Annotated in this window: 16 protein-coding genes and 2 tRNA genes; 7 read left to right on the forward strand and 11 right to left on the reverse strand. The window is 57.4% G+C overall.

Going from position 1 to position 21,028, the window contains the following annotated elements; genetic code table 11:
* The 4 genes from ACO6TG_RS23810 to ACO6TG_RS23825 form a co-directional block, all read right to left on the reverse strand.
* Positions 1-1,704 (reverse strand): Dyp-type peroxidase, encoded by a 1,704-nt coding sequence (locus tag ACO6TG_RS23810; RefSeq protein ID WP_422375469.1) that lies wholly within the window; start codon positions 1,702-1,704, stop codon positions 1-3.
* A gap of 11 nt (positions 1,705-1,715) precedes the next feature.
* A complete protein-coding gene (locus ACO6TG_RS23815; RefSeq protein ID WP_422375470.1) occupies positions 1,716-2,738 on the reverse strand; it encodes a hypothetical protein in 1,023 nt (340 codons plus the stop codon).
* Positions 2,731-3,393, reverse strand: a complete 663-nt coding sequence (locus ACO6TG_RS23820; RefSeq protein ID WP_422375471.1) for a hypothetical protein — start codon at positions 3,391-3,393, stop codon at positions 2,731-2,733. The genes ACO6TG_RS23815 and ACO6TG_RS23820 overlap by 8 nt, the downstream gene beginning before the upstream one ends.
* 431 nt (positions 3,394-3,824) lie before the next feature.
* A complete protein-coding gene (locus ACO6TG_RS23825; protein ID WP_422375472.1) occupies positions 3,825-4,898 on the reverse strand; it encodes a GGDEF domain-containing protein in 1,074 nt (357 codons plus the stop codon).
* Between the two features lie 644 nt (positions 4,899-5,542).
* Here ACO6TG_RS23825 and ACO6TG_RS23830 point away from each other — a divergent pair.
* Both ACO6TG_RS23830 and ACO6TG_RS23835 read left to right on the forward strand, forming a co-directional pair.
* Entirely contained in the window at positions 5,543-6,385 is an 843-nt protein-coding gene (locus ACO6TG_RS23830) for a hypothetical protein (RefSeq protein WP_422375473.1), read from the forward strand.
* A gap of 344 nt (positions 6,386-6,729) precedes the next feature.
* Positions 6,730-7,986: a diguanylate cyclase gene (locus ACO6TG_RS23835; RefSeq protein WP_422375474.1), complete on the forward strand. Its 1,257-nt coding sequence runs from the start codon at positions 6,730-6,732 to the stop codon at positions 7,984-7,986.
* 34 nt (positions 7,987-8,020) lie between these two features.
* Here ACO6TG_RS23835 and ACO6TG_RS23840 read toward each other — a convergent pair whose 3' ends face one another.
* Together ACO6TG_RS23840 and ACO6TG_RS23845 are read right to left on the reverse strand one after the other, a co-directional pair.
* On the reverse strand, positions 8,021-8,827 hold the full coding sequence (locus ACO6TG_RS23840) for a substrate-binding periplasmic protein (RefSeq protein ID WP_422375475.1): 807 nt from the start codon (positions 8,825-8,827) through the stop codon (positions 8,021-8,023).
* Positions 8,828-9,087: 260 nt separating this feature from the next.
* Positions 9,088-9,164, reverse strand: a tRNA-Pro gene (locus tag ACO6TG_RS23845).
* A 374-nt stretch (positions 9,165-9,538) separates the two neighbouring features.
* Between ACO6TG_RS23845 and ACO6TG_RS23850 the strand changes: the two genes are divergently transcribed.
* Positions 9,539-9,613, forward strand: a tRNA-Gln gene (locus tag ACO6TG_RS23850).
* 635 nt (positions 9,614-10,248) lie between these two features.
* On the opposite strand, the gene ACO6TG_RS23855 is transcribed toward ACO6TG_RS23850, so the two are convergent.
* Entirely contained in the window at positions 10,249-10,815 is a 567-nt protein-coding gene (locus ACO6TG_RS23855; RefSeq protein WP_422375476.1) for a TetR/AcrR family transcriptional regulator, read from the reverse strand.
* Positions 10,816-10,876: 61 nt separating this feature from the next.
* On the opposite strand from ACO6TG_RS23855, the gene ACO6TG_RS23860 reads away from it, so the two are divergent.
* Positions 10,877-11,419, forward strand: coding sequence for a dihydrofolate reductase family protein (locus tag ACO6TG_RS23860; protein WP_422375477.1), 543 nt, complete (start codon positions 10,877-10,879; stop codon positions 11,417-11,419).
* Positions 11,420-11,475: 56 nt separating this feature from the next.
* Here ACO6TG_RS23860 and ACO6TG_RS23865 read toward each other — a convergent pair whose 3' ends face one another.
* Positions 11,476-12,882 (reverse strand): phosphatidylserine decarboxylase, encoded by a 1,407-nt coding sequence (locus ACO6TG_RS23865; RefSeq protein WP_422375478.1) that lies wholly within the window; start codon positions 12,880-12,882, stop codon positions 11,476-11,478.
* 325 nt (positions 12,883-13,207) lie between these two features.
* Complete coding sequence (locus ACO6TG_RS23870; RefSeq protein WP_422375479.1) at positions 13,208-15,370, reverse strand: methyl-accepting chemotaxis protein; 2,163 nt, start codon at positions 15,368-15,370, stop codon at positions 13,208-13,210.
* 554 nt (positions 15,371-15,924) lie between these two features.
* Here ACO6TG_RS23870 and ACO6TG_RS23875 point away from each other — a divergent pair.
* Entirely contained in the window at positions 15,925-17,847 is a 1,923-nt protein-coding gene (locus ACO6TG_RS23875) for an acyl CoA:acetate/3-ketoacid CoA transferase (protein WP_422375480.1), read from the forward strand.
* A 32-nt stretch (positions 17,848-17,879) separates the two neighbouring features.
* Here ACO6TG_RS23875 and ACO6TG_RS23880 read toward each other — a convergent pair whose 3' ends face one another.
* On the reverse strand, positions 17,880-18,587 hold the full coding sequence (locus ACO6TG_RS23880; protein ID WP_422375481.1) for a helix-turn-helix transcriptional regulator: 708 nt from the start codon (positions 18,585-18,587) through the stop codon (positions 17,880-17,882).
* A 79-nt stretch (positions 18,588-18,666) separates the two neighbouring features.
* Between ACO6TG_RS23880 and ACO6TG_RS23885 the strand changes: the two genes are divergently transcribed.
* Positions 18,667-19,263, forward strand: coding sequence for a glutathione S-transferase family protein (locus ACO6TG_RS23885; RefSeq protein WP_422375482.1), 597 nt, complete (start codon positions 18,667-18,669; stop codon positions 19,261-19,263).
* An 89-nt stretch (positions 19,264-19,352) separates the two neighbouring features.
* On the opposite strand, the gene ACO6TG_RS23890 is transcribed toward ACO6TG_RS23885, so the two are convergent.
* Positions 19,353-19,853 (reverse strand): PilZ domain-containing protein, encoded by a 501-nt coding sequence (locus ACO6TG_RS23890; protein ID WP_422375483.1) that lies wholly within the window; start codon positions 19,851-19,853, stop codon positions 19,353-19,355.
* Positions 19,854-20,174: 321 nt separating this feature from the next.
* Here ACO6TG_RS23890 and cysQ point away from each other — a divergent pair, with 321 nt between their 5' ends.
* Positions 20,175-21,017, forward strand: coding sequence for a 3'(2'),5'-bisphosphate nucleotidase CysQ (gene cysQ / locus ACO6TG_RS23895; protein ID WP_422375484.1), 843 nt, complete (start codon positions 20,175-20,177; stop codon positions 21,015-21,017).
* Positions 21,018-21,028: the final 11 nt, after the last annotated feature.

The following is a 21,028-nucleotide window of genomic DNA, read 5'->3' on the forward strand; positions in this document are numbered from 1 at the left end:
TTATGTCGGGTCGACGATCCCCATGGCCATCATGCGCAGGGCAGTCATGGACGGTACAAAGAAATAGTCGCCGCCACGGCATTCCACGAAGGTGTCCAGCTTGCTCATGACATAGGGCGGTTTCCCGCTTTCCGGATTTTCAGGAATTGTGTGCCGCTTGTGCCTGTCGTGCCGGCCAAGCAGAGGGCAGGTGTTGTTGCCCTGGTGGAAGTCCAGGCCGTACTGGATCCATTGCTGCTGCACGAACTCGAACTGACGAAACAGACTGGCGCACATGATCAGCATGATCACGCCCTGTTCGGTGCTGTCGTCCTTGGCCTCGTTGTTCGAGGGGCCATAAGGCAGCCCGCGGCGGAGAATGCGTCGGCGTTTGTTGAGTGCACTGGTGGCGTCGGGGTTCTCGTGCGGTTTTCCGGTTTCGGGATCCAGCCCCGTCTTGTTGAGCGGGTCCAGGTAGTCCCGTGTATTGACCCGGCGGATATGAGCACCGGAAGGACATTTGTAGCCTGGCATGTCATCCGCGTAGCGGAAGTCCCGGGCCTCGCCCGAGCGCACATAGACGTCATGGTTCTTGTAGGCTTCGAGGTCCGGTGTGTTCGGGTCGAACTTGTGTTGCTTCTGGAAGGCGCGCCAGTCCTGATATGTCGGAACCTTCGCCAGCGGCACACCATCGCTCCAGCGGCCGCACATCTTTGCGCGCAAGGTTTCTTCTGCCTCCACGTCACTGACATTCGCAACGTTGGCATAGCGTTTCGCTTCTTCCTTCAGAACCCGGTCAAAGGTGCCGACATTCTCGTGAAGCTTCCGGAAAGCGACAAAGGTGCCGTTGCGCATGAATTCGTAAGGTGGGGCCGTCGGCGGCAGTTCCTGGCTTTCGTCCGGATGGCCGAGGACAAATTCGCCCGTGGCAAGCGGCTGCCAGCCTTCGCCCATCAGCTTGCCGCGACCGACAACGGCCTTTGCCTCGTCTGCCGCGCTGAGCTGGCCTTCGAAAACGGGGTCACCGATGCCGTCGGTAAAGCCGAAATGTTCCTTGCGGGTGGGTAGATTGACGCCGCCAACGTTCTCAAAGACCGCGGAGGCGGATTGATAGTCCTGGTCGCCTTTGGCGCCGATGCCGCCAAGGTGACGAACACCTGCCTTCTTGGCCGCCGCCAATAGCCACTCGGCGCGTTCTGCGAGAGCCGGGTGTGGCTTGTCTGTGGTGTCCGGCGCAAGCTGGGCATTGAGCGTGACCAGCATGTGCACGTCCCCGTCCGCAGGTGCCGAGGACGTCCGGTTGTTCTGCCAGATCGGATCCCAATGGGCATCCCACTTGTTCTTCTCTGCAGCCCTTTCGGTTTCACCGGGGTCGCGGTCGCCGAGTATGAAGGCGCGTGCCTTCATGCCTTCGATAAACTCATCCGGAAAAGCCTGGAGGGTTCTCACGGGGAGCCCCAGTGCCAACAGGCCGGTGAAGGACAAGGCAATGTTGGTTGTGCAGTCCGGCTTCGGCTGCACCATGGACGGGTCTTCCGGTTTCTGATCTGTCTTCGGCCAGCGGGCTGCCGTTGTCACGACGGTGCGCACCGTGTCGACAAAGGCCCGACCGGAGGCCGGGTTCGGAAAATGGAAGAAGTAATAGCGGGCAAATGGAAACGAATAGCGGCCATAGGCGCGCGTGACATTTCCCTGAATGTCGTTGAGGTCGAGTTTCCGGGTCATCTCACAGCCTCTCAAGGGGTCACGTTTTTCGGTGATTCTGACGAGATCACCCCGGGCATCTGGGTCATTGATTTCCGGTCATAGGGCTTGTGTTCCTCGATGAACTTGCCGAAGGCATCATAAAGGTCCTGATCAGATGCCCCCTGATTGTCGACGTAAAGGTCGGACATCTTCTGCTGCACGTAGAGGGCCTTCAGCACGGAGGGCAGGTCGTCATACTTGCCTGGCGGCAGGGGCTTTCGTCCGTTCCAGAGGGCAAACCGGATTGCCCCGTATGCGAAAAGCAGGCCCAGGCCAATCGCGATGATCCAGGTTGCCAGTGTCGACCATCCGAGTAGAGGCACTTCCGAGACGCCGATGAGCCACAGGACCAGCGTCAGCAGCCCCACGACAAGGGGCGCAAGCACGCCGTAAAGAAGCGTCTTGAAGGGCAGATTGTGAAACTTGGGAAGTTCCAGATAGTAGTCGTGGAACGGCATCGTCGTTTCCACGTGGCACCGGTCCAGATAATCGGCGAATTGATCGGCCGTCTTTACGGTCTCGAAGCCGTAGCAGTTGGAGTAGATCTCCGTGAGTTCCTCCTCCATCGTGTCCCATAGTTTGCGCGCATAGGACTTGCGCACGTCCTGCTGTGCTTCCGGTGTCAGATTGGTTGGCAGCGGGTCGCCATCCTGCGTGATCGCGTCAATATCTGCACAGAAGACGAGGTAGGGGGCGTTCAGCCGGTCGACCGGTTGTGGCTTGGCCTGGTCGTTGCCTTCGATCTTCGCCAGGATCGGGTTTTGCGTATTGCGCCCGTTATAGACCACGTCTTCCAGCACGAACATACGCGCCAGATGGTTGCGTTGATTGCGGGCAAAAGGGCTGTTGTATTTGGTGTCATTGGTGGCCGGCGACTGGTGGGCCGTTGGCAGTTTGGCAAGCGCAATACGTGCCAGCTGGACATGGGAGGTTTGCAGGTCGTCGACAGGAGCCCCGGGTTTGATCGGGGCGAGCGTCGTCAGGAACAGATGGCCGGTATCCAGATCAGGCATTTTTCTGTTCCTTTCTGCGTGACCGCAGACCCTGAAAACGCTCCTGGGAACGCTCGACATAGTCTTTCCGGTTTTCGTCGGCGGCTTCAGTCGCAAGGCTGGCCACGGGACCGAAGCCCGGGTCGCCCAGTCCGATCTGCATGTTGTAGGCGGCTTTGTGGAAGGCGGCGGCGAACTCTTCGGGAGAGGAATTCTTGTGAAGGTCTACGAGCTTCAACACCTGGTCGTAGATCGCCAGGCTCGTCTTGATGTCCCGTTGGGCGCTGCCCGGCGTGGCATTATAGTAGTAGTCGGTGTCGATCTGATTGAACGTGATGTAGTTCTTGAAGGGCGTGATCGGAATGGACTTGGGGTATTTGACCGCCGAGTACCAGAAGAGGTCGAGACCACTTGGAATGCCATCGGAAAAGGCATCGATATACTGGTCCCAGGTGCCGTTGAAGTTGGAGCAAAAGAGCATGTAGTCGTTCTTTAGCTCCTCCTTGCCTTGTCCAAGATCCGGCCAGTCGGCCGGCTTCAGAATGACCCAGCGTGCAAAATGGATCAGCGACAGGCCCAGCAGTCCCAGAAGGTTTTCGGGCAATCCCCGCGAGGCCATGAAAAGAAGTCGGTTGATCCAGGTATTGCGCGGGTGGCTGGGTGTCACAACGTTCATTGCATAAGCTTTGCCAGCGATATTTGACAAGAAGCACCTATGAGTAGCAAAAAAAGTAACATAAACCAGATATATTAGTGCATACGCCAACCCGTCGTGGCGTGCAATATCGAACTGGAATAATTTGCCTTCGTTCTCTGTATTTTAGGTCTAGGCCGATACTTCTTGCTTGAAATTTCTGAATTATTGAAAATTTTACTGGTTATTAAGTCGGCAATTTCTAATTGAGTTGAAGGTTGTGCTGAAGTTTGCGTCAACAATTTCCGCATTGTTGGGTGCGTTTTCTTGGTTGTCAATGTATCTGTTCAGGTTGACTGGAGCAGACAATGAACCCGCCAGCCCCTTCCGGAGGATATACACACGCCGTCAATGCGCTTCGCAGCTATCGACCTGCTTTTAGGTCGCTCTGGTCCGGTCGCGAAGCTGGAGGATCACTGGGTAATCAGGCGAGGTTTCGCCAGGCCTGGCTGAGCGCCTTCGGCATGATGCTGTTCGATCCGGTTCCTCCCCATCCGCTTGGCCTGATAGAGCGCTTCGTCGGCCTTGCTGATTGCGTCGTCCAACTTTGAAATTTGCGCTTTCACCGCAAAGACGCCGGCGCTGAGCGTGATCGCCTGTGTGCTCTCGATGGTCCGGCTCGCGTTTTCTTCAAAGGCAGTGCGGAGGCGTTCCAGCAGGCGGGATGCGGCGGCGCTCTCCATATCCGGTAGAAACACGGAAAACTCTTCTCCGCCGGTGCGGCCGAAGACGCCTTTGTCGCCTATGACCTCGCTCATCATGTTCGCCAGATAGGCAATCACCTTGTCGCCCGCGGCATGGCCGAACGTATCGTTGACGTTCTTGAAGTGATCAATGTCGATCACGGCAACACTGACATTGCGGCTGCCATCTTCGCGGCACAGACTTTCCAGCATCTGGTCCGCGTCATCAAAAAAGGCGCGGCGGTTTCGAATCCCGGTCAGGGCGTCTATCCGGGCGAGTTTCTTGTATTTGGCGCTGTGGTTTTCAAGAACCAGTGCCAGCATCAACGGCGCCAGAGACAGGATCACCATCAAGAGCAGGAAGTAATTGGCCTTGAAGACGATACTGTTATAGGCCGCGGCAACCCAGGCTCCGGATTGGATGAATGACCCTGAAAAGAGCACCAGATACGACAGCGAGCCCAATGCGAACACGGCGGAAAGCAGTCGCGCGCTCACAAGCTTGTTTTCGTTGTGGTACGCATAAAGATAGGTCGCCCAGGCACAGAGCAGGGCATTCAGCGATGTGTTGACGCGCGATCTGGCGACAAAGCTGTCCCGCAGGTCCGGGAAAAGATAGATGCCAAGCGCGAGCACCACCGGAACGAACACGAGGATAAATCTTGGCTGGAGGCGGTAAAACACTTGCGCCGACAGAACGAACAGCCCGCTCGAGATCAGATACAGGAACGAAGAGATCCTGATGTAAAAATCTCCGTGCCTGTTCATAATGGTCGCGGTCGCGATCAATGTCAGCGTCAACATGTTGATGATGATGCTCGAGCGGACATTTTTGGGGAGATTTTTGACGGAAAACAGCGAAATGAACAAAATCAGAGCGCCAATATATTCTATTATTGCAAGAATATATCCCATGGTGTCAGAGTTTATTTTTGACAGCACACCGCTACTCCGCATCCAAATTAGACGATGACAATTTATAACATAGTTCAGAATGTCAGTTTGAAGATCTGGCCTTCAAATATGCTTCCATACGGAAGCTGATTATTCTCGGTATCGAGCCAAGTGACCTTTCGGCAGCTCAGCATTGCACAATGCAGCATTCCAGCTGCCGGAACAATTTCAAAGACTTGAATCAATCACACGACTCAGTCCTCAAGTTGAGGATCTTGATAACCGATATTGAAAAAAATGACTACATCATTTCTTAACAAGATTGAGTCAATATATTTGACAATCAGTGGTTAAGTATTGGTGGGGCTTTCGTAAAACCGGTTTCCTGAAGCGATGTTGTCGCCGAGCAAGCAGTCTTGCGGGTGATGTTTTATTCAGTGTGCTCTGTTTTTTTGGAACTCGTTGCATAAGAACCGGAATATCCCTGAGTGCTTTCAAGAAATATGGCCGCTGATTGTGGGAAATCTTGCGAGTCTTGTGTGGGAAGTTCAGAGATGAAACAAAATCGGCTAATCACGCTGCTGCCATCCACAGATGTGGATCTGGGGCGGTGGTTGTTGCAGCATTCCGGCGTTCCCTATCGGGAGGAGCCGAATGCGCCTGTGTTCCACGAGCTGGTTTTCTGGATGTGGAGAGCTCCGGCTTCGCGCTATATCCTCTTCGTTCCGGAAAAGGGGAAGGCGCGGTATTCCGGCGTTGACGACATTCTTTCTTATCTCAAGACCGTGCCGGGTTTCGACCAGGGGCTCATCCCGGACCCTGACAAGGAGCCGGATGAACATTGGGCGGTTATGGATCTGCAGCAATATGCCAGAAGCACGATCGGCGATGAGTTGGACCGCTGGTGCTACTATCACCTCCTGAGAAACCGCAGGGCCATCTGGCCGTCGATCACCACGGGTGTGCCGCTTTATCAAAAGGCGGGTGTCTTCGTCGGCATGCCTGTGATCCGGCGCCTGATGAACTACGCCTTGAAACTGAACGCGAAAAATGCCCAGGAGGCCTTGCAGCACACGTGTGCCGGGATGGAGCGCATCGACAACATGCTCTCCGATGGAAGGGAATTTCTGGTTGGTGGACGCCTGACACTTGCCGACCTGGCGGTGGCCGCCTCCTTTGCGCCGATCATTCTGGCCCAGGGCTATCAGGGCATGCTGCCCAATCAGGCGATTTGCCCGCCGGAAATGGTGCCCGTGATCCAGAAGATGAGGGAAAGCCCGACCGGGCGGTTCATTCAGCGGATCTATGATCAATACCGGCCGGTTGAAACGGCTGCCGCCCTGGAGCGCGGTCTTGCGAAGCCGTTGAGCTCGGACGGGCATCGGCGCGCAGCATAAGTGTCGGAGGCGTCGTACTCACGAGGGGCGTGGAGATGAGGCGATCATGCCGCACGCTCCTCTGTCGCGGGAAATTTGCGTGACCGCCCTACCGGCGGTAAGGAAGGGTCGATAGACAATGGTCTTGAAGGCCAATCAGGCCTGGTGTGGTAACATGGTGGCTAATAGAGGGGGCGGTTGTTGCGTGTTTTGGCAAGCATCATGACCCGCAACCATTTAATAACACCTGCGAACTACACCTGTGTCTGATGTGGAAGTACATGTGCTCACTTTCGTGTTTCAGGTTCGAGCCCGTGATATTTGGTCGGGATCGCGCGTCGTGAGGAATCGGGCAGGGGCATAGAATGACCTTTGACTTCGATGTGAATACGGCACGGGTCGCACTCATCGTCATCGAGCTGATTTGTGGCATCACACTCTTGTCGGCTTTGTGGCTGACGCGCGAGTGTGAGCGGCACATTTCCCTGAGCGTAATATCTTCCAGCGCGAGCCTGATGCTCCTCAGTGCCGCCAATTTCGCGGAGATCACCAGCTATCTCTATGATCCGTGGCTGGCGATGGTTTTACGCGAGGCGCTGGTTTACGCCTCTGTCGGCTTTGCAGTCCTGGCGGCGCGCCTGTTTTTTGACCTGAAGCCATATCTTGCCGTCGTTTTCGCGCCCCTGTTCATCTGGCTTGGCCTCGGTGTTTACACCGACATCGGGGCAACAGCCGCCGGACGCCTGCAAGTGTTCGCGCTCTTGGGCGGCGGCTTGGCGTTCTGGAACGCCTATTTGTACTTCCACTACAATGCGCGCCATCTGGTCGCCGCCTACGGTCTGTCTTTCTGGGCGGCTCTTTCAGGCGTCAATGTGGTTTACGCAGGCGCGTCTTCATTTCTTGCAGGTGGTGGCGATCTGGCCATGGACGGACCGCTCGTCAAGGCGCATCTCATCTTCATGCTGATCTATGTCTCGATGAAATATGCGCTTATCTACGCCCTTGTCATCGAGTTTCAGCAGAAACGGCATCGCAGCGCCGCACAGCGAGATGCTCTCACGGGCCTGCGCAACCGGCGGGCGTTGTTTGACGATGCTGAAACAGCTCTTGCAGGCAATCGTGCTGGAGACGCGGCCCAGTCCTACAGCCTGGCGATGGTGGATATCGACCATTTCAAACAGGTCAACGACACCTATGGTCACTCTTGCGGCGACAAGGTACTCGTCCTTCTGGGAAGACTGTTGGAGCAGGGACTGGATCCGGGTCACATTGCCGGGCGCAGTGGTGGTGAAGAGTTCGTCCTGGTGTTTCCGGGCGGGTCCAGGGAACAGGCCTTCCGATTGGTTGAAAGACTGCGCAAGAGTTTCGAACAGGCAACGCCAGGCATCGAGGATCTGCTGACGCCGGTGACCTTGAGCGCAGGCATTTCGCATTGTCCGACGGGAGAGACAGAATTGAGTGCAGCCCTGTTTAAGGCAGATGAAGCTCTCTACGAAGCCAAAAAGGCCGGTCGGAACAGGGTTTTCCTTTCAGATGAAAAGACGCGCGGTCAAAAAGACACCGCCTATCGATCCTTGTCGGCCGCCAGTTCGCGCTGGAATGACCAGGCCGTCGCCCGCTGAAGCGACAGATGTCTGACCTCCGGCTTTGGCCGTCCTATCTCACTTTCGTGGCGGGCGGAGCGTCCTGCAGCATGTCTGGAACGGCGCTGACCGAGAATGAGAAGAAGTCGCGGATAACCGCATCAATGTCTCCACGTGCTTTCAGTCGTTGCGTCGCCTCTTTCAATGCCAGTACGTAACCGTCCTCGGGCAGTGTCTTGCTGCAGATCAGCACAAAGGGATATTGCGTGGTGATGAGGGGTTTTCCGAAGATTTCGTGAGCGATATTCGCTTTCATGAAAGCGCTGTACCGAACGCTTTCAATTGCCCCCATGATGGCGTCAATTCGACCGACCTCAAGCATTCTTGCGCTTTTTTCGTAGTCCGGTGTCTGCACCTTGTCGAGGGTTTCATCGCTGTCGAAAGGATCGCCGATGCTCATGCCGGCAGGAACACCGATCTTCAGGCCTTGCAGGTCTTCATAGCTCTCCAGGTCGATACCTTTGCGAGGGATGATGCCGACCCTGAGTTCATAACCAATATTGGCAACATGCATGAAGTTTTCTTGCGCGAAAGGAGAGTGGGCAGCGATTGAGCAGTCGGCCGTGCCGCTGGTCAGTTCGACGACCATGCGCTTGATCGGCGCAGTTGTTGCCTTGTGGGAGAAGCCGGCTTCTTCAAGGATCAGATTGGCGATCGTATAATGATAGCCGTCGATATTGCCGTTTTTGTCGAGGTAACTGTAGGGCTCCTGCTGCATGGTGATGAAAATGGGCCGCTTGTCATCGGCCTGGACAGCATCTGCAGTCAGGCCGAGGAGCATAACTCCACATAACCAGGATGTGCTGAAGCGCTTCTTCATGCGTTTTTTGAGCCTCCAGTCGGAAACCCTGATTCTACGCATGCAAAAGGAGGTCAGCCAGCTGTCATTATTGTCCAGCTGGGCAGATACCAACGTGCGGTCTGCCTGTCTGGACCAGACCTGGAACGCCGTGTTCGCTTGCCTCAAGGAATTGATACAGTTCTATCGCCGAGACCGAAACCTAGGCCCGGATACATCGAGAACCGGCACGGGTCTAGGCGGCCTGTAAACGCTGAAAATCAGTTTCAAAAAGAAAGAAATGGTCGGAGTGAGAGGATTCGAACCTCCGACCCCCTCGTCCCGAACGAGGTGCGCTACCAGGCTGCGCTACACTCCGACTTGTTTCTTGGAACTGTCAGGACAGGTCCATCGGGAACAGCGTGGCAGGGCCGCGCTGCGTGGAGGGTCATTTAGCAAAGCTGACCTGTTCCCGCAAGGGGTTTGGTGAGGGGGCTGGCATTTTTTTGAAACTGTGAACAAGTTCAGGCAGATAGCGACAAATTTCGCGAAAAATCCTGAACGGGGTATGCGGGACTGCCCGCGTCTGGCGTCTCAAACGTCGGTGTCTCGACTTGGCGACTGGAGCGCGCCTGCGAGAAAATCAGGTCCTGTTCACCCTTCTGGGGAAAACCTGCCTGAAGGGCCAAAACTTTGCCCTTACAGCCTCTTGCGCTCCGCAGCCGGTCTCGTTATACAGCGTCTCCACGGCCTTGGGGTGTAGCCAAGCGGTAAGGCAGCGGTTTTTGGTACCGCCATGCGAAGGTTCGAATCCTTCCACCCCAGCCAGTCTTCTCCGACCAGATCCGATGAAAAGTGTTCCTTCCAGGACCCGAACGGTTTTGGGGAAAGCAGTGGCTTGTCCAATATTCGGCTTGATCTTCTTAAGTCTCTGTCCCGAAAGGCGATATTTTATTCTCTGGAAAACTGTTAACAGCTTGTTAACAGGTGAATTTCTACAGGTGTTGAAAAGCCAAAAGTGAAGTAGACGCAAGGTCATTCCGTCGGCATTATCTTAATAACTACTGAGCCAGATCGGTTCCGACTTGGTAATCGGGTCTCCGGACTGGGGTCTCAGTAGCCCATGCCGAAGCTGCTCTTTCGGTCTTTCTTTCGGGAAGGTCTGACCGGTCGGTTTTCGGACCACCACATGGGACGCGCTTTCTGGCGGTTGCGCACCGCGGATAGCGCCCCGGCAATCCGGTTACGGCGGGTTATCCGTGGGACCGGCGTGACATCAGAGCCTGCCAGGCCTTGGCGTCATGGGCTGATGCTCCCGGAGGGAGGTGAAGCCGTCGGAGATCAGGGTCGCTTTGAGGGCCTGTCTGAAAGGACGTGCGTTCAAAACAAGTATTCTGCTCCAAACAGGGGGGTGCTGGTGCAAACCGGCACCCTTTTGTTATGCGCCTTTGTCTTTGACGTCATCATCGTGTCACACCAGCCGTCCGGCACCAGTCTTCCAGAGCGTGCCGGACCACGTCCCTTGCAGAGCCGGAACGATTGAAGCCCCACCAGAGTGTGGTGCCCTGCCAGAGACAGACCATCTGCCGGCCGAGCCTGTCTTGCTGCGAAGGGTCTTGCGTCAGCCTGCGCCCCAGAACGGTTGCCAGCGTCGTCCCCCACGCGGCGCCTCGGCTGCGCAGGGCAGGGTTGCGCATGTCTTCCCGCAACAGCAACAGGCCGTCGATGGTGCTGTCCTCGTCCGTGTCGGGCGGCATCAGGTCAAGCAGCAGCGTTATGGCGCCGTCCGGTGTCAGGTCGTGGGCCTGGTCCGCAAGCCGGGTGGCTTCGTCGAGGCCGTCCCAGGCAAAAAGAAGCGTCCTTTCAACCATGGCATCCCGGCTGCCGAAACGCTGCACAAGTGTTGCCGCTGACAGCCCGACACCCTGGGCAGCCCGTTGAAACGTTAGGTTTTCCGGGCCGCAATCGGACAGGGTTTGCAACAACCGGTCAAGCACGGTTTCGTCGGGGAGGGATCTGGGTCTTGCCATGTATTATTTATAAACATATATTCATTTATAAATAAAGCGTATTGCGTAAGAGGGGCTCTGGATGGCGAAAATCCGCGGTTACATTGCAGCAAGCCTGGATGGCTTCATTGCCGGCGAGGCGGATGACATGACCTGGCTGCAAAAATACGATGACATGGACCTTGGCGAACATGCGTTCCCGGCTTTCCTGCAGAACATTCAAACGGTTGTCATGGGACGCGCAACCTATGACTTTGTCGCCAGTTGCGGGTTCCCCTGGCCCTATGGCGACAAGCGCGCCTATGTGGTCACCTCAAGGCCGATCGAGGACCCTGCCGGGTCGCTGGAGATCTGCCGGGACGTCGACACGCTCATCGGCCAGCTGCGAGCGCTGGAGGATGGAGATGTCTGGGTGGTTGGCGGCGGCCGGCTGCAGATGGCTTTCCTGGAACACGGCGCGCTTGACGAAATCGAGATCTATCTGATGCCGGAGCTGATCGGTGGCGGGGTGCCGTTGTTTCCTGCAATCGGCCTGAAAGCGTCTCCCAGACTTCTCAACGTCCAAGCCATGGATCGTGGCTGTGTGCGTCTGCACTATGTTTTTGCGTCCGGAGAGACGGCCTGAAACGTATTTGGCAGCGGCTTTCCGGCCGCTGCCCTGTCGCGGTGAAAGAGCAGCCGTTATCTGTCCGCGGGTGGCGCCGGTGGGGTATCCGGCGTGGCGCTGCAGGTGGTTACGCCGCCAAAACAGCCATATTTCTGGCCTTGCAGCGATGAGGCATAGTTGACGCCGGCACCCGGGGCCTGTTCCTTGAGCGTGTCGACAGTCAGGACAAAGTCGGCCTCTTCCTGGAAGATCACCACGAAGTCCGAGCCACCAAAGGCAAAATTGGCAAATTCCCAGCCCTTGTCAGCCTGAGCGCCTTCCGTGACCCAGTCGCGTTTGACGATCGACGACACTTGCGCCATGCCCATCGGTGAGATGACGACCATGCCGTGATCCGCAGTCTCGATACCGATCACCATCCGGGTCTGTCCGAATTGCCAGTCGGCGGTGTCCTGGGGGTCATAATGGCTGACTTCGCCCGGTTGCCGGGCTTCGGCCCATCCGGATTTCATCCGCACACCCGCCTGCAGATGCTTCAGGTATACGATCTTGCCGGCGACCGGCACATGAAGCCGGTGGTAGTTGTTCACATTCAGGAACTGATGGGTCCAGGTTCCGCCTGCAAAGAGCGTCGGGTCGATGGAGCCAAAGCTCTCAATGACCTTTTCGCCGTCCTTGCCTTCAATGAATTCAAAGACGTTGCTGTAGAGCTGGCCCTTGATCATCTCACCGGCCTGGGAGATGCCGTCATAGGTTGTGACCAGCTTGCCGTCCCGGCTGATCGGCCACCAGCCGGCGGAAGTGCTGTCGCCGATGGAAACCACCGTTGCAGGATCGTCATACCCTTCGACAGGGCGGGAGCCGGTCGGGAAGGTTGTGGCGCAGAGTTCGCGCACGAAGAAATCCTGGAAGGTCGCGTAGCCGCCCTCCGGCGGGCAATACCAGTCGCCGAAATTCGGATCGCTGGTGAAGTCCGGGACATGTATGGCAGATGGAGGGGTTTCCAGATATTTGCCCCACTCGACCGCGATGTCGCGCATCCAGGCGGAAAAGGCATCGTTCTCGAACTGGATCTGGCCGCGCGGATCGGTGGTCAGCTGCCGGTCCACCAGGAAATAGCTGTAGGACAGGATATCGAGGATGTTCCAGTTGCAGTAATTGCTGCCGTCCATACTGACCCGAATGCCGTCGTCTACGACCCCGGTCTTGATGTTCTGCGGCGGATAGGTCACCAGCGCATCGACGAAATCGTAATAGTCTTCAAGGCTTGCCACCGGATTGGTGGTCGGATCGGAATTGATGATCTGCCCGAGTGCAATGGACCGGGTCAGCTGTTCCTGCAAGGCAGGATCGCTCTCGACAAGCGCGATCAGCGCTTCGGTTGCGGGCTGGCGGCCCGGATCCGGGCAGTCGGCGGCCAGGGCGCCGGAGGCCGCGATCAGACTGACGAGGGAAAATGCGGAAGCTGCGCGAAGATGCATTGGAAAACACTCCTCTTGTTCTAAGGAGCCGGGGACACGTTTCCGGTCACTGCCGGGCGTTGCACATGCGGCGACGCAGATTATAGAAGTGAAGTTTGAATATATACAATCTTAGGTAGTTTTAAACCTTGTAGAACACCTCTTGTAGCGACTGGCAGATGGGCGCCCGGCCACTGCATTGCGTGCTCAAATGAATTCACTTGCAGGCACGTAAGGTCCTCGCATGGGGGTGTCGAAACACCCATCTGCCAGCCACTGTCGCGGCGGCCTTAGCGCAAGCCAGGTCGCCTGTGTCTGCAAAGAGATGCCAGAGGTGAAGCCGGGATCAGGCAGCCGCCACTTCCGAGAGAAACCTCTGGATCCTGCCGGAGAGCTGCCGGGTGTGATCACTGACGGCATCGGCGGCCTCGTGAACATTGCGGGCGGCTTCGCGGGTGTCGCCGATGGACTCGGTGACGGCCTCGATGTTGACGACGATCTGTTCGGTTCCTGTTGCGGCCTCGGCCACGTTCTGGCTGATCCGTTCCGTTGAGACGCGTTGTTCGTTGATCGAGGCGGAGATGGCCTGGGTGTGGCCGTCAACCTCGTCCATTGTGCCCGAAATCTGGGAAATTGCGTTCACGGAAGCCGATGTCGAGGATTGCAGGTCGTTGATCTGGGAAGAGATCTGCTCGGTCGCCTTGGCGGTCTGCTCGGCGAGCTGCTTGACTTCCGAGGCCACGACGGCAAAGCCCCGGCCGGCGTCTCCGGCACGTGCGGCTTCGATCGTGGCATTTAGGGCAAGCAGGTTTGTCTGTTCCGCGATGTCCTGAATGAGGGAGATGACCGCACCGATGCCCTTGGCCGATTCAGACAGGCTGGCCACCTGCTCATTCGTTGAGTGGGCTGTCCGGGCCGCTGTGCCGACCGTGTCCTTGGTGTCCGTTACCCGCTGTCCGATATTGTTGATGGACGTGGTCAGGGCTTCGGCTGAATGCGCAACGGTCTGAACGTTCTGGGACGCCTCCTGGGTCGAGCGGGCTGCCGCAGACGCCTGGTCCAGGGCGTTGTTTGCAAGGTTGGACAGAAGGTCGGAGGCGTCGGTCATGGTGGACGCATTTCGTGCGAATTCCTCCAGGGACGCTTCAATGGAAGTTTCAAATTCCGAGACAAGCGTGTCGATCCTGGTCTGCCTGACCTGCCGTTCCCGTTCCGTCGCTGCGTTCTGTTCCGTCAGGTTGGCCCGTTCAACCAGATTGTCCCGAAAGACGGCAACGGCACGGGTCATGTCGCCGACTTCATCTCGTCTGTCCTTGCCCGACAGGCTGATCTCTGTATCGCCGGCGACCAGTTTTTCCATGTCCGCCACCAGCCGCTTGATCGGCCGGGTAATGCCGTTGCCGGTCAGCCAGGCGATAAAGGCAACGACGACGAGCAATACGCCACCGATGGCGGCCATTCGCCAGGCCAGTGTCCTGACAGGAGCCCTGGCCTCGTCGAGTGACTGCATGGCAACCACTGCGTAGGGAAAGCCGGCAAAGGTAAAGCCGGCAATCTCGACCCGCATCGTCTCTTCGCCAAAGACCGGGCCAGTCGCCGATGCCCGGCCGGTCTCAAATGCGCCGGAAAGCTGCGGCAAAGAGAAGGAAGTCTTCAAGATATCCAGCGCGGTTTCGGTTGCCTTGGAGTTGCTTCTCAAAAAGCCGTCTTGCCCGACCAGGACGACTTCTCCGGTTTCCCCGAGACCGGTTGCCGATTGCATCATCTTGTCGATGCGATCCGGCGGGATGCGCAAGGCAAGCACGCCTTGCGGCTTGCCGTTCTCTTTCAGGATAACCCTTGAAATGAACGCCGATGGGGCATCTCCTGCAAAGGTATACGGCGCGAAGTCAGTGAAGTGGTTGGCCAGGTCTTCGACGTTTTCGAGGGCTGCCCCATAGACCTCAGCCAGTCTGGAGGTCGCAACCGGGCTGTCGTCCTTCTTGAAATTGGCGGCAAAATCCTCTCGCTTCTGCACGGAGTAGACTAGGTTGCCCTTGGTGTCGAAAAGATAAAAGTCGGCAAATCCGCTCTGATTCTGGATCTCGCGGAAGATCGGATGATATCTGGAATGGACTTCGTCATAGAACGTCCCGGACTCGGCAACGTTCAGGAGATGCTTTTTCCCCTCCGGATGCGGATTGTTTTTCAGGTAGGCGTCTGAAATCTGTTTGGACGGATCACCACGGAAGAGCTTCCATTTTTTCCAGCCATCCGTGAATTCCCGCAGGGCCTCGGTGGTCGAAGGATTGCGTGCCAGGAGGTCGATATCCGTGTTGACCTGGTTGAAAAAATCTTCCGCAGTTGTTCTGGCCCCTTCGGCTGCGGCTGTCAGCCTTTCATTCGTGATCTCCTCGATGCTGCTCGAGGCGGTCACGTATCCGCCTATGCCAAGCACAAGGCCAACAATGGCGGTAGCGCCCAGCATGATGGCCGGAACCTTTTTCGAAAATCTGATGTTGTCCAGCATGTGCGCTTTCACCCCCCATTGAAAAGCGACGCCGTGAAGCTTCTGAATTTGCTCAAATAAAGTCGGGCTAAATGTTATTTAAAAGGCTTACTTAGTTATTAAGATCACTGTAATTATTTATAAGGGTAAAAGTTACTTGGTTAAACTTAAGGTCAATTAGCCGGCAAAATAAAGTAGAAATCCTGGGCATTACATGCGGGGTGTTTTCTGGGGTGCTGCTTGGTGTCAGGATCTCTAATTTGAATGAAATGGTGGGGGTCAACTTGTTCGGCTACGAGGCGCAAAGCTGCAGGAAACCCGTCGGCCCTCAAAGATTTGCAATGACGTTGCCGGGCATTGTCACCCTATCCCGGAGGGGCGCAAAACGGCTTTGATCTGCTGAGTCAAACCGCTCAATCGGGTACGAAGCCTGCTTTTGGCGCTTTCCCTTGCAGCTCATCATCGTTTATTGCGCCATTTCGATTAAATGAGTGAGTCCTGACCCTAACCTATAGCGCTACTGGACGCCCGCCGTTCTTCCGGTCCACACTGCTGGCAAAAATCGGGAGGAACCTATGCGTCGGAAAGTTGTCTCCGCGGCGGACGCGGCTGCGCTGGTCAAGGACGGGGATACCATCACAACATCCGGCTTCGTCGGTATCGGGGTGCCGGACGAGTTGCTGGCCGCGATCGAGGCGCGGTTTCTGGCGCGTGGAACACCGCGCGACCTGTCTCTCGTGTTTGCGGCCGGGCAGGGGGACGGCAAGGATCGGGGCCTCAACCGGCTCGGACATGATGGTCTTCTGAAACAGGTGGTCGGCGGCCATTGGGGCCTGATCCCGAAAGTGGCTGCACTCGCCGTAGAGGGCAAGATCAAGGGCTGGAACCTGCCGCAAGGCTGTATCAGCCAGTTATACCGGGATGCAGCAGCCGGTAAGCCTGGCATGCTTTCGAAGGTCGGCCTGGAAACGTTTGTGGATCCACGAAACGGCGGCGGTGCGATCAACGACATCTCCACGGAGCCCCAGGTCGAGCTGATGGAGTTCGGTGGCGAAGAGTTGCTCTATTATCCTGCTCCGAAAATGACCGTGGCGCTTCTGCGCGGCACGACGGCGGATGAGGCCGGCAATGTCACCATGGAGCGCGAGGCACTGGTGATCGATAATCTGGCCCAGGCCATGGCCGTTAAAAATGCCGGTGGTGTGGTGATCGTGCAGGTGGAACGGCTGGCGCGCAGCCGCAGTCTGCAGCCGCGCGAGGTTCAAATCCCCGGCATTCTGGTGGATGCCGTGGTTGTGGCGAGCCCGCAGAACCACATGCAGACCTACAAGACAGCCTTCTCCCACGCCTTCACCAACCGGATCCGTCCGCCGGATGGCGAGATCCCGGCGATGGAACTCGGTCCGCGCAAGATCATCGCAAGACGCTGCGCCTTCGAACTCCCGGTCAATGGTGTGATCAATCTCGGCATCGGCATGCCGGAAGGGGTCGCTGCCGTTGCCGCGGAAGAGGGGCTCTTGAACCATGTCACACTGACCGCGGAACCGGGAGTGGTTGGCGGTCAGCCGGCCTCTGGCCTGGATTTCGGAGCGGCGGTGGATGTGGACGCGGTGATCCCGCAGAATTCCCAGTTCGATTTTTACGATGGCGGCGGGCTCGATATGGCCTGTCTCGGCCTTGCCCAGGCCGATGCGGATGGCAATGTTAATGTCTCGCGCTTCGGTCCGCGCCTTGCCGGGGCAGGCGGGTTCATCAATATCAGCCAGAACGCCAAGTCTCTGGTCTTCGCCGGCACCTTCACCGCCAAGGGGCTGCATGTGCAGCTGGACGAAGGCCGCATGAACATCCGGCAGGAAGGCAGCTCTCGAAAGTTCCTGGACCATGTCGAACAGGTGACCTTCTCTGGGCGCCGGGCCGCGCGACTGGGGCAGCCGGTTCTTTATGTGACCGAGCGTTGCGTGTTTCAGCTGAGTGCGGAGGGCCTGGTCTTGAAGGAAGTCGCGCCGGGGATCGACATCGAGCGTGACATTCTCGGTCAGATGTCCTTCCGGCCGATCCTGGACGAGGTCGAGCAGATGGATGCGCGTCTGTTTGCCGACGGACCGATGGACCTGCGCCGGGAGCTGTTGCATCTCGACCTTCCGGAACGGATCGCGCTCGACAGTGCGGAAAAACGTCTCTTCATCAATTTCGAAAAGATGCGCATTCGCACCACGGAGGAAGTCGAACAGGTCCGCGATCAGGTGGAGCGGGTCTGCGGCCCCTTCGGCGAACGGGTCGATGTCATCGTCAACTATGACGGGTTCCACCTGGATGACGACGTGAGCAATGACTATGCGGAGATGGTCGCCGACCTGGAAAACCGGTTCTATGGAACCGTCACGCGCTACTCAGGCTCCGCCTTCCTGCGGCTGAAACTCGGCGAAACCCTTCAGGGCGCGTCGCATATTTACGAGACCCGGGACGCGGCACAGTCGTTTCTGGACGGCCGGGGGTGATCTGAAGCGCGCCGCGTGACGCTGAACGGCCCTCAGCCCTGTGCGCCGGAGGCACTCCTGTTGCGCCGCCCGACCACATAGTCCCTGAGCAAGCTGACCCGTTTCGGCCGGAAACTCTCAGCGCCGCGTGTCATTGTTTCGATGCGGCTGACATGAAAATGCCGGAAATCCAGCCGCAGGCGGCAATGGGCAAGCAAAAGCAGGGTGTCCTCTCCATAGGACATGCCGAGCGGCCAGATCTCGCGGTTTGTCAACCGCTCCTGCATGTCGCGGTATGTAATTTCCAGGCTGAACTCCTGCCAGCAGGCTTCACGCAGGAGCGCCAGATCGATTGCGACCGGCGGGCGCTGATCCTGTTGCCGCCAGCTCCGCAGCACGGTGTGCATGGCCTGGCGGGCCTGGGCATCTGGCAGGGTGGCGACGATCCGGGCAATCGCGGTGCGCCCGGCCTCGATCAGGGCGGTGTCGCCGATCTGTTCCAATCCGCTCTGGGCAAGCGCGAGTGCCTCGATCTCCAGCCGGGAAAAGCTCTGCGGTGGCAGGGACGTATCTTCCGTCAGCGTGTAGCCCACACCAGCTGCCCCATCGATCAGGGCGCCGCCGGCCCGCAACGTTGCAATATCCCGATAAAGCTGGCGCAGCGACACGCCGCTTTCTTCCGCAAGCCGGGCAGCTGTCACCGGTTGCGGCAGCCGCCGGAGCGTGTCCATCAGGCGCATCAGTCTGTCGGTGCGGGCCATGATTGCGATTTCCTCCTGCCGGAAAGTGTCAGCAGGGGGAGGCTATAGCTTCTCCATTCAATTCGAAAGGAGCATTTTCATGACCACGCTTTACCATTCTCCCAACAGCCGGTCGTCTTCCCTTGTCGCACTCGTTGAAGAACTCGGCGCGGCGGTCGACATCAAGGAGGTGACGATCACTCGGAACGACGGCAGCGGCGGACCCGACCCGCGGAACCCGCATCCGGAAAAGAAAGTTCCCTATCTCGTGGATGGAAATGAGAAGATCCGTGAGCGCGGAGCGATCGTTCTTTATCTGACGGACAAGTTTCCCGAGGCGGGGCTCGGACCGATCGAGGGGCAGGCCGGCCGCGGTGATTATCTGTCCTGGCTGTTCTACTACCAGGGCATCATGGAGCCTGTTGGCGTCTTGCGCTTCACCGGCTTGACCCATCCGGCTCTGACGGCCACGTTCCGGGACTTTGACACCATGGTCCAGCGACTTGCAGAGGCTCTTGAAGGCCAGCCCTATCTGCTTGGGGATCGGTATTCGGCGGCGGATCTCCTGTGCAGCAGTCCGTTTAACTGGGCGCCGGACCTCATGCCGGACAACCAGGCCATCCGTGATTGGGTCGCGCGTTGCTCAGACAGGCCGGCTGTCAGGAGAATAATGGAACAGGATAACAGAGCTGCCTGATCGGTTCGGATGGCAGAAACACAAAGGCCCTTTCAGCTCACGCCGAAAGGGCCGATCTTCTGGGTGGGAACGGCGAGAAAACCTTGGCCTTAGCGCCTTTTGCCGAAAGTCGGTTTGCCGCCACCTGTCGGCCGTGCCTTGCGCGTCGGGCCTTGCGGCACGCCTTGCGGATCGCTGAAATGCTTGCGCTGGAAGAAATTGTCCGGGCTGTCGCGCCGCTCATCGAGTTCGCTTTTCAGCGCGTCTTCAGACGTTTTCAGCACTTGGGCGCGCTGCGCCGACACCGGGCGCTTTTCGCTGATGAACTGCACACCGCAACGCAGGCCCTCTTCCCAGCGTCGTTCGCAGGTCACCTCATAATTTTCCAGATCGATGTGAAGATCGAATTCCTTTGGCAGCATGAAAGCCTGCTCGAATTCGAGCATGGCGCCACCGTCGGAAATATTGCGCACGGTGCAGGGGATGGACCTCAAGCCGTGCTGGAAGACCATTTTCCCCTTCTTGAACACGCGGGCTCGCCGCGCCCGAGGAAACTGATCGCTGGCGCTTTCATCCGCAACATGGTGCGGGACTGGTTTGGCGTCCGACATAGTCATCTCACGGTTTACGTGCCTCGTTGGACGGTTTTCGCCCTACTCGGCAACCAGTTTAACAACAAATGCCTTGCCAATCCGTGAATCTCTCGTGCCGCCGCCCAGAATTCCCTTGAACCCCCGAAATCGGCCCATCTGTTTGCGATTTGCAATAAAACGGCGTAAGCGAGGGGAAGAGAAACCTGAGCGTTTTCATTTCGCGGGCATTCGTGGAACACCATTCCTTGAATTGATACAGGTTCTTTCATTATTTACGGGCAAGCCAAATGAAAGAAAGGCGCGGATAATCGTTTGATTTCCGCCAAGATTGAGGCGTTGATGACCGAAGACCAGATATCCTTTTTGAATCAGCTTGCGATCCGCGCTGGAGAGGAAATCCTGAAAATTTATGCTCAGCCGTTTGAGGTTGAAAACAAGACGGACGGATCTCCGGTTACCAAGGCCGATGCAGCTGCGGAAAAAATCATTTTGGCGGGATTGGCAGACCGATTTGCCGACATTCCCGTTGTTGCCGAAGAAAGCGTCGAAGCGGGAAACGTGCCGACTGTCGATGGACGCTACTTCCTCGTTGATCCCTTGGATGGAACCAAGGAGTTCCTGAAGAAGAACGGCGAGTTTACGGTCAACATTGCCTTGATTGAGGACGGTCAACCGGTCTTCGGAGTGGTGTCGGCTCCTGCGATTGGTGAAATTTTCTGGGGTGGACGTCTGGAAGAAGACGGTTTGGCGGAGAACGCAGCGTTCAAGGGCAAGATCGAAAATGGCGCGGTATCCGGCACTGAACGCATTACCGTGCGGACAACGCCGGCAGAAGGCCTCAGCATTCTGGCCAGCCGGTCGCACATGTCGGAGGAAACGGCATCCTTCATCAGCAATTTTCAGGTGGCGGAGCAGCTGTCCGTTGGCTCTTCCCTGAAATTGTGCTGGGTAGCAGCCGGTCGCGCAGATCTCTACCCGCGCCTCGCGCCCACAATGCAATGGGACATTGCGGCAGGCGACGCTGTCGTGCGCGCGGCGGGCGGCGCGGTTGTCTATGCCGAAAACGGCGCGGATTTCAGTTACCACGTGCCCCGAAATGCAACCAAGGACGACCTGCGCAACCCGCATTTTCTTGCCGTGAGCAACAAGGCACTGCTTGAAGGCCTGGCCCCCGCCGCCTGACAGACGTCCCG

The sequence above is a fragment of the Roseibium sp. genome (assembly GCF_965233565.1).
Taxonomy (GTDB): Bacteria; Pseudomonadota; Alphaproteobacteria; order Rhizobiales; family Stappiaceae; genus Roseibium.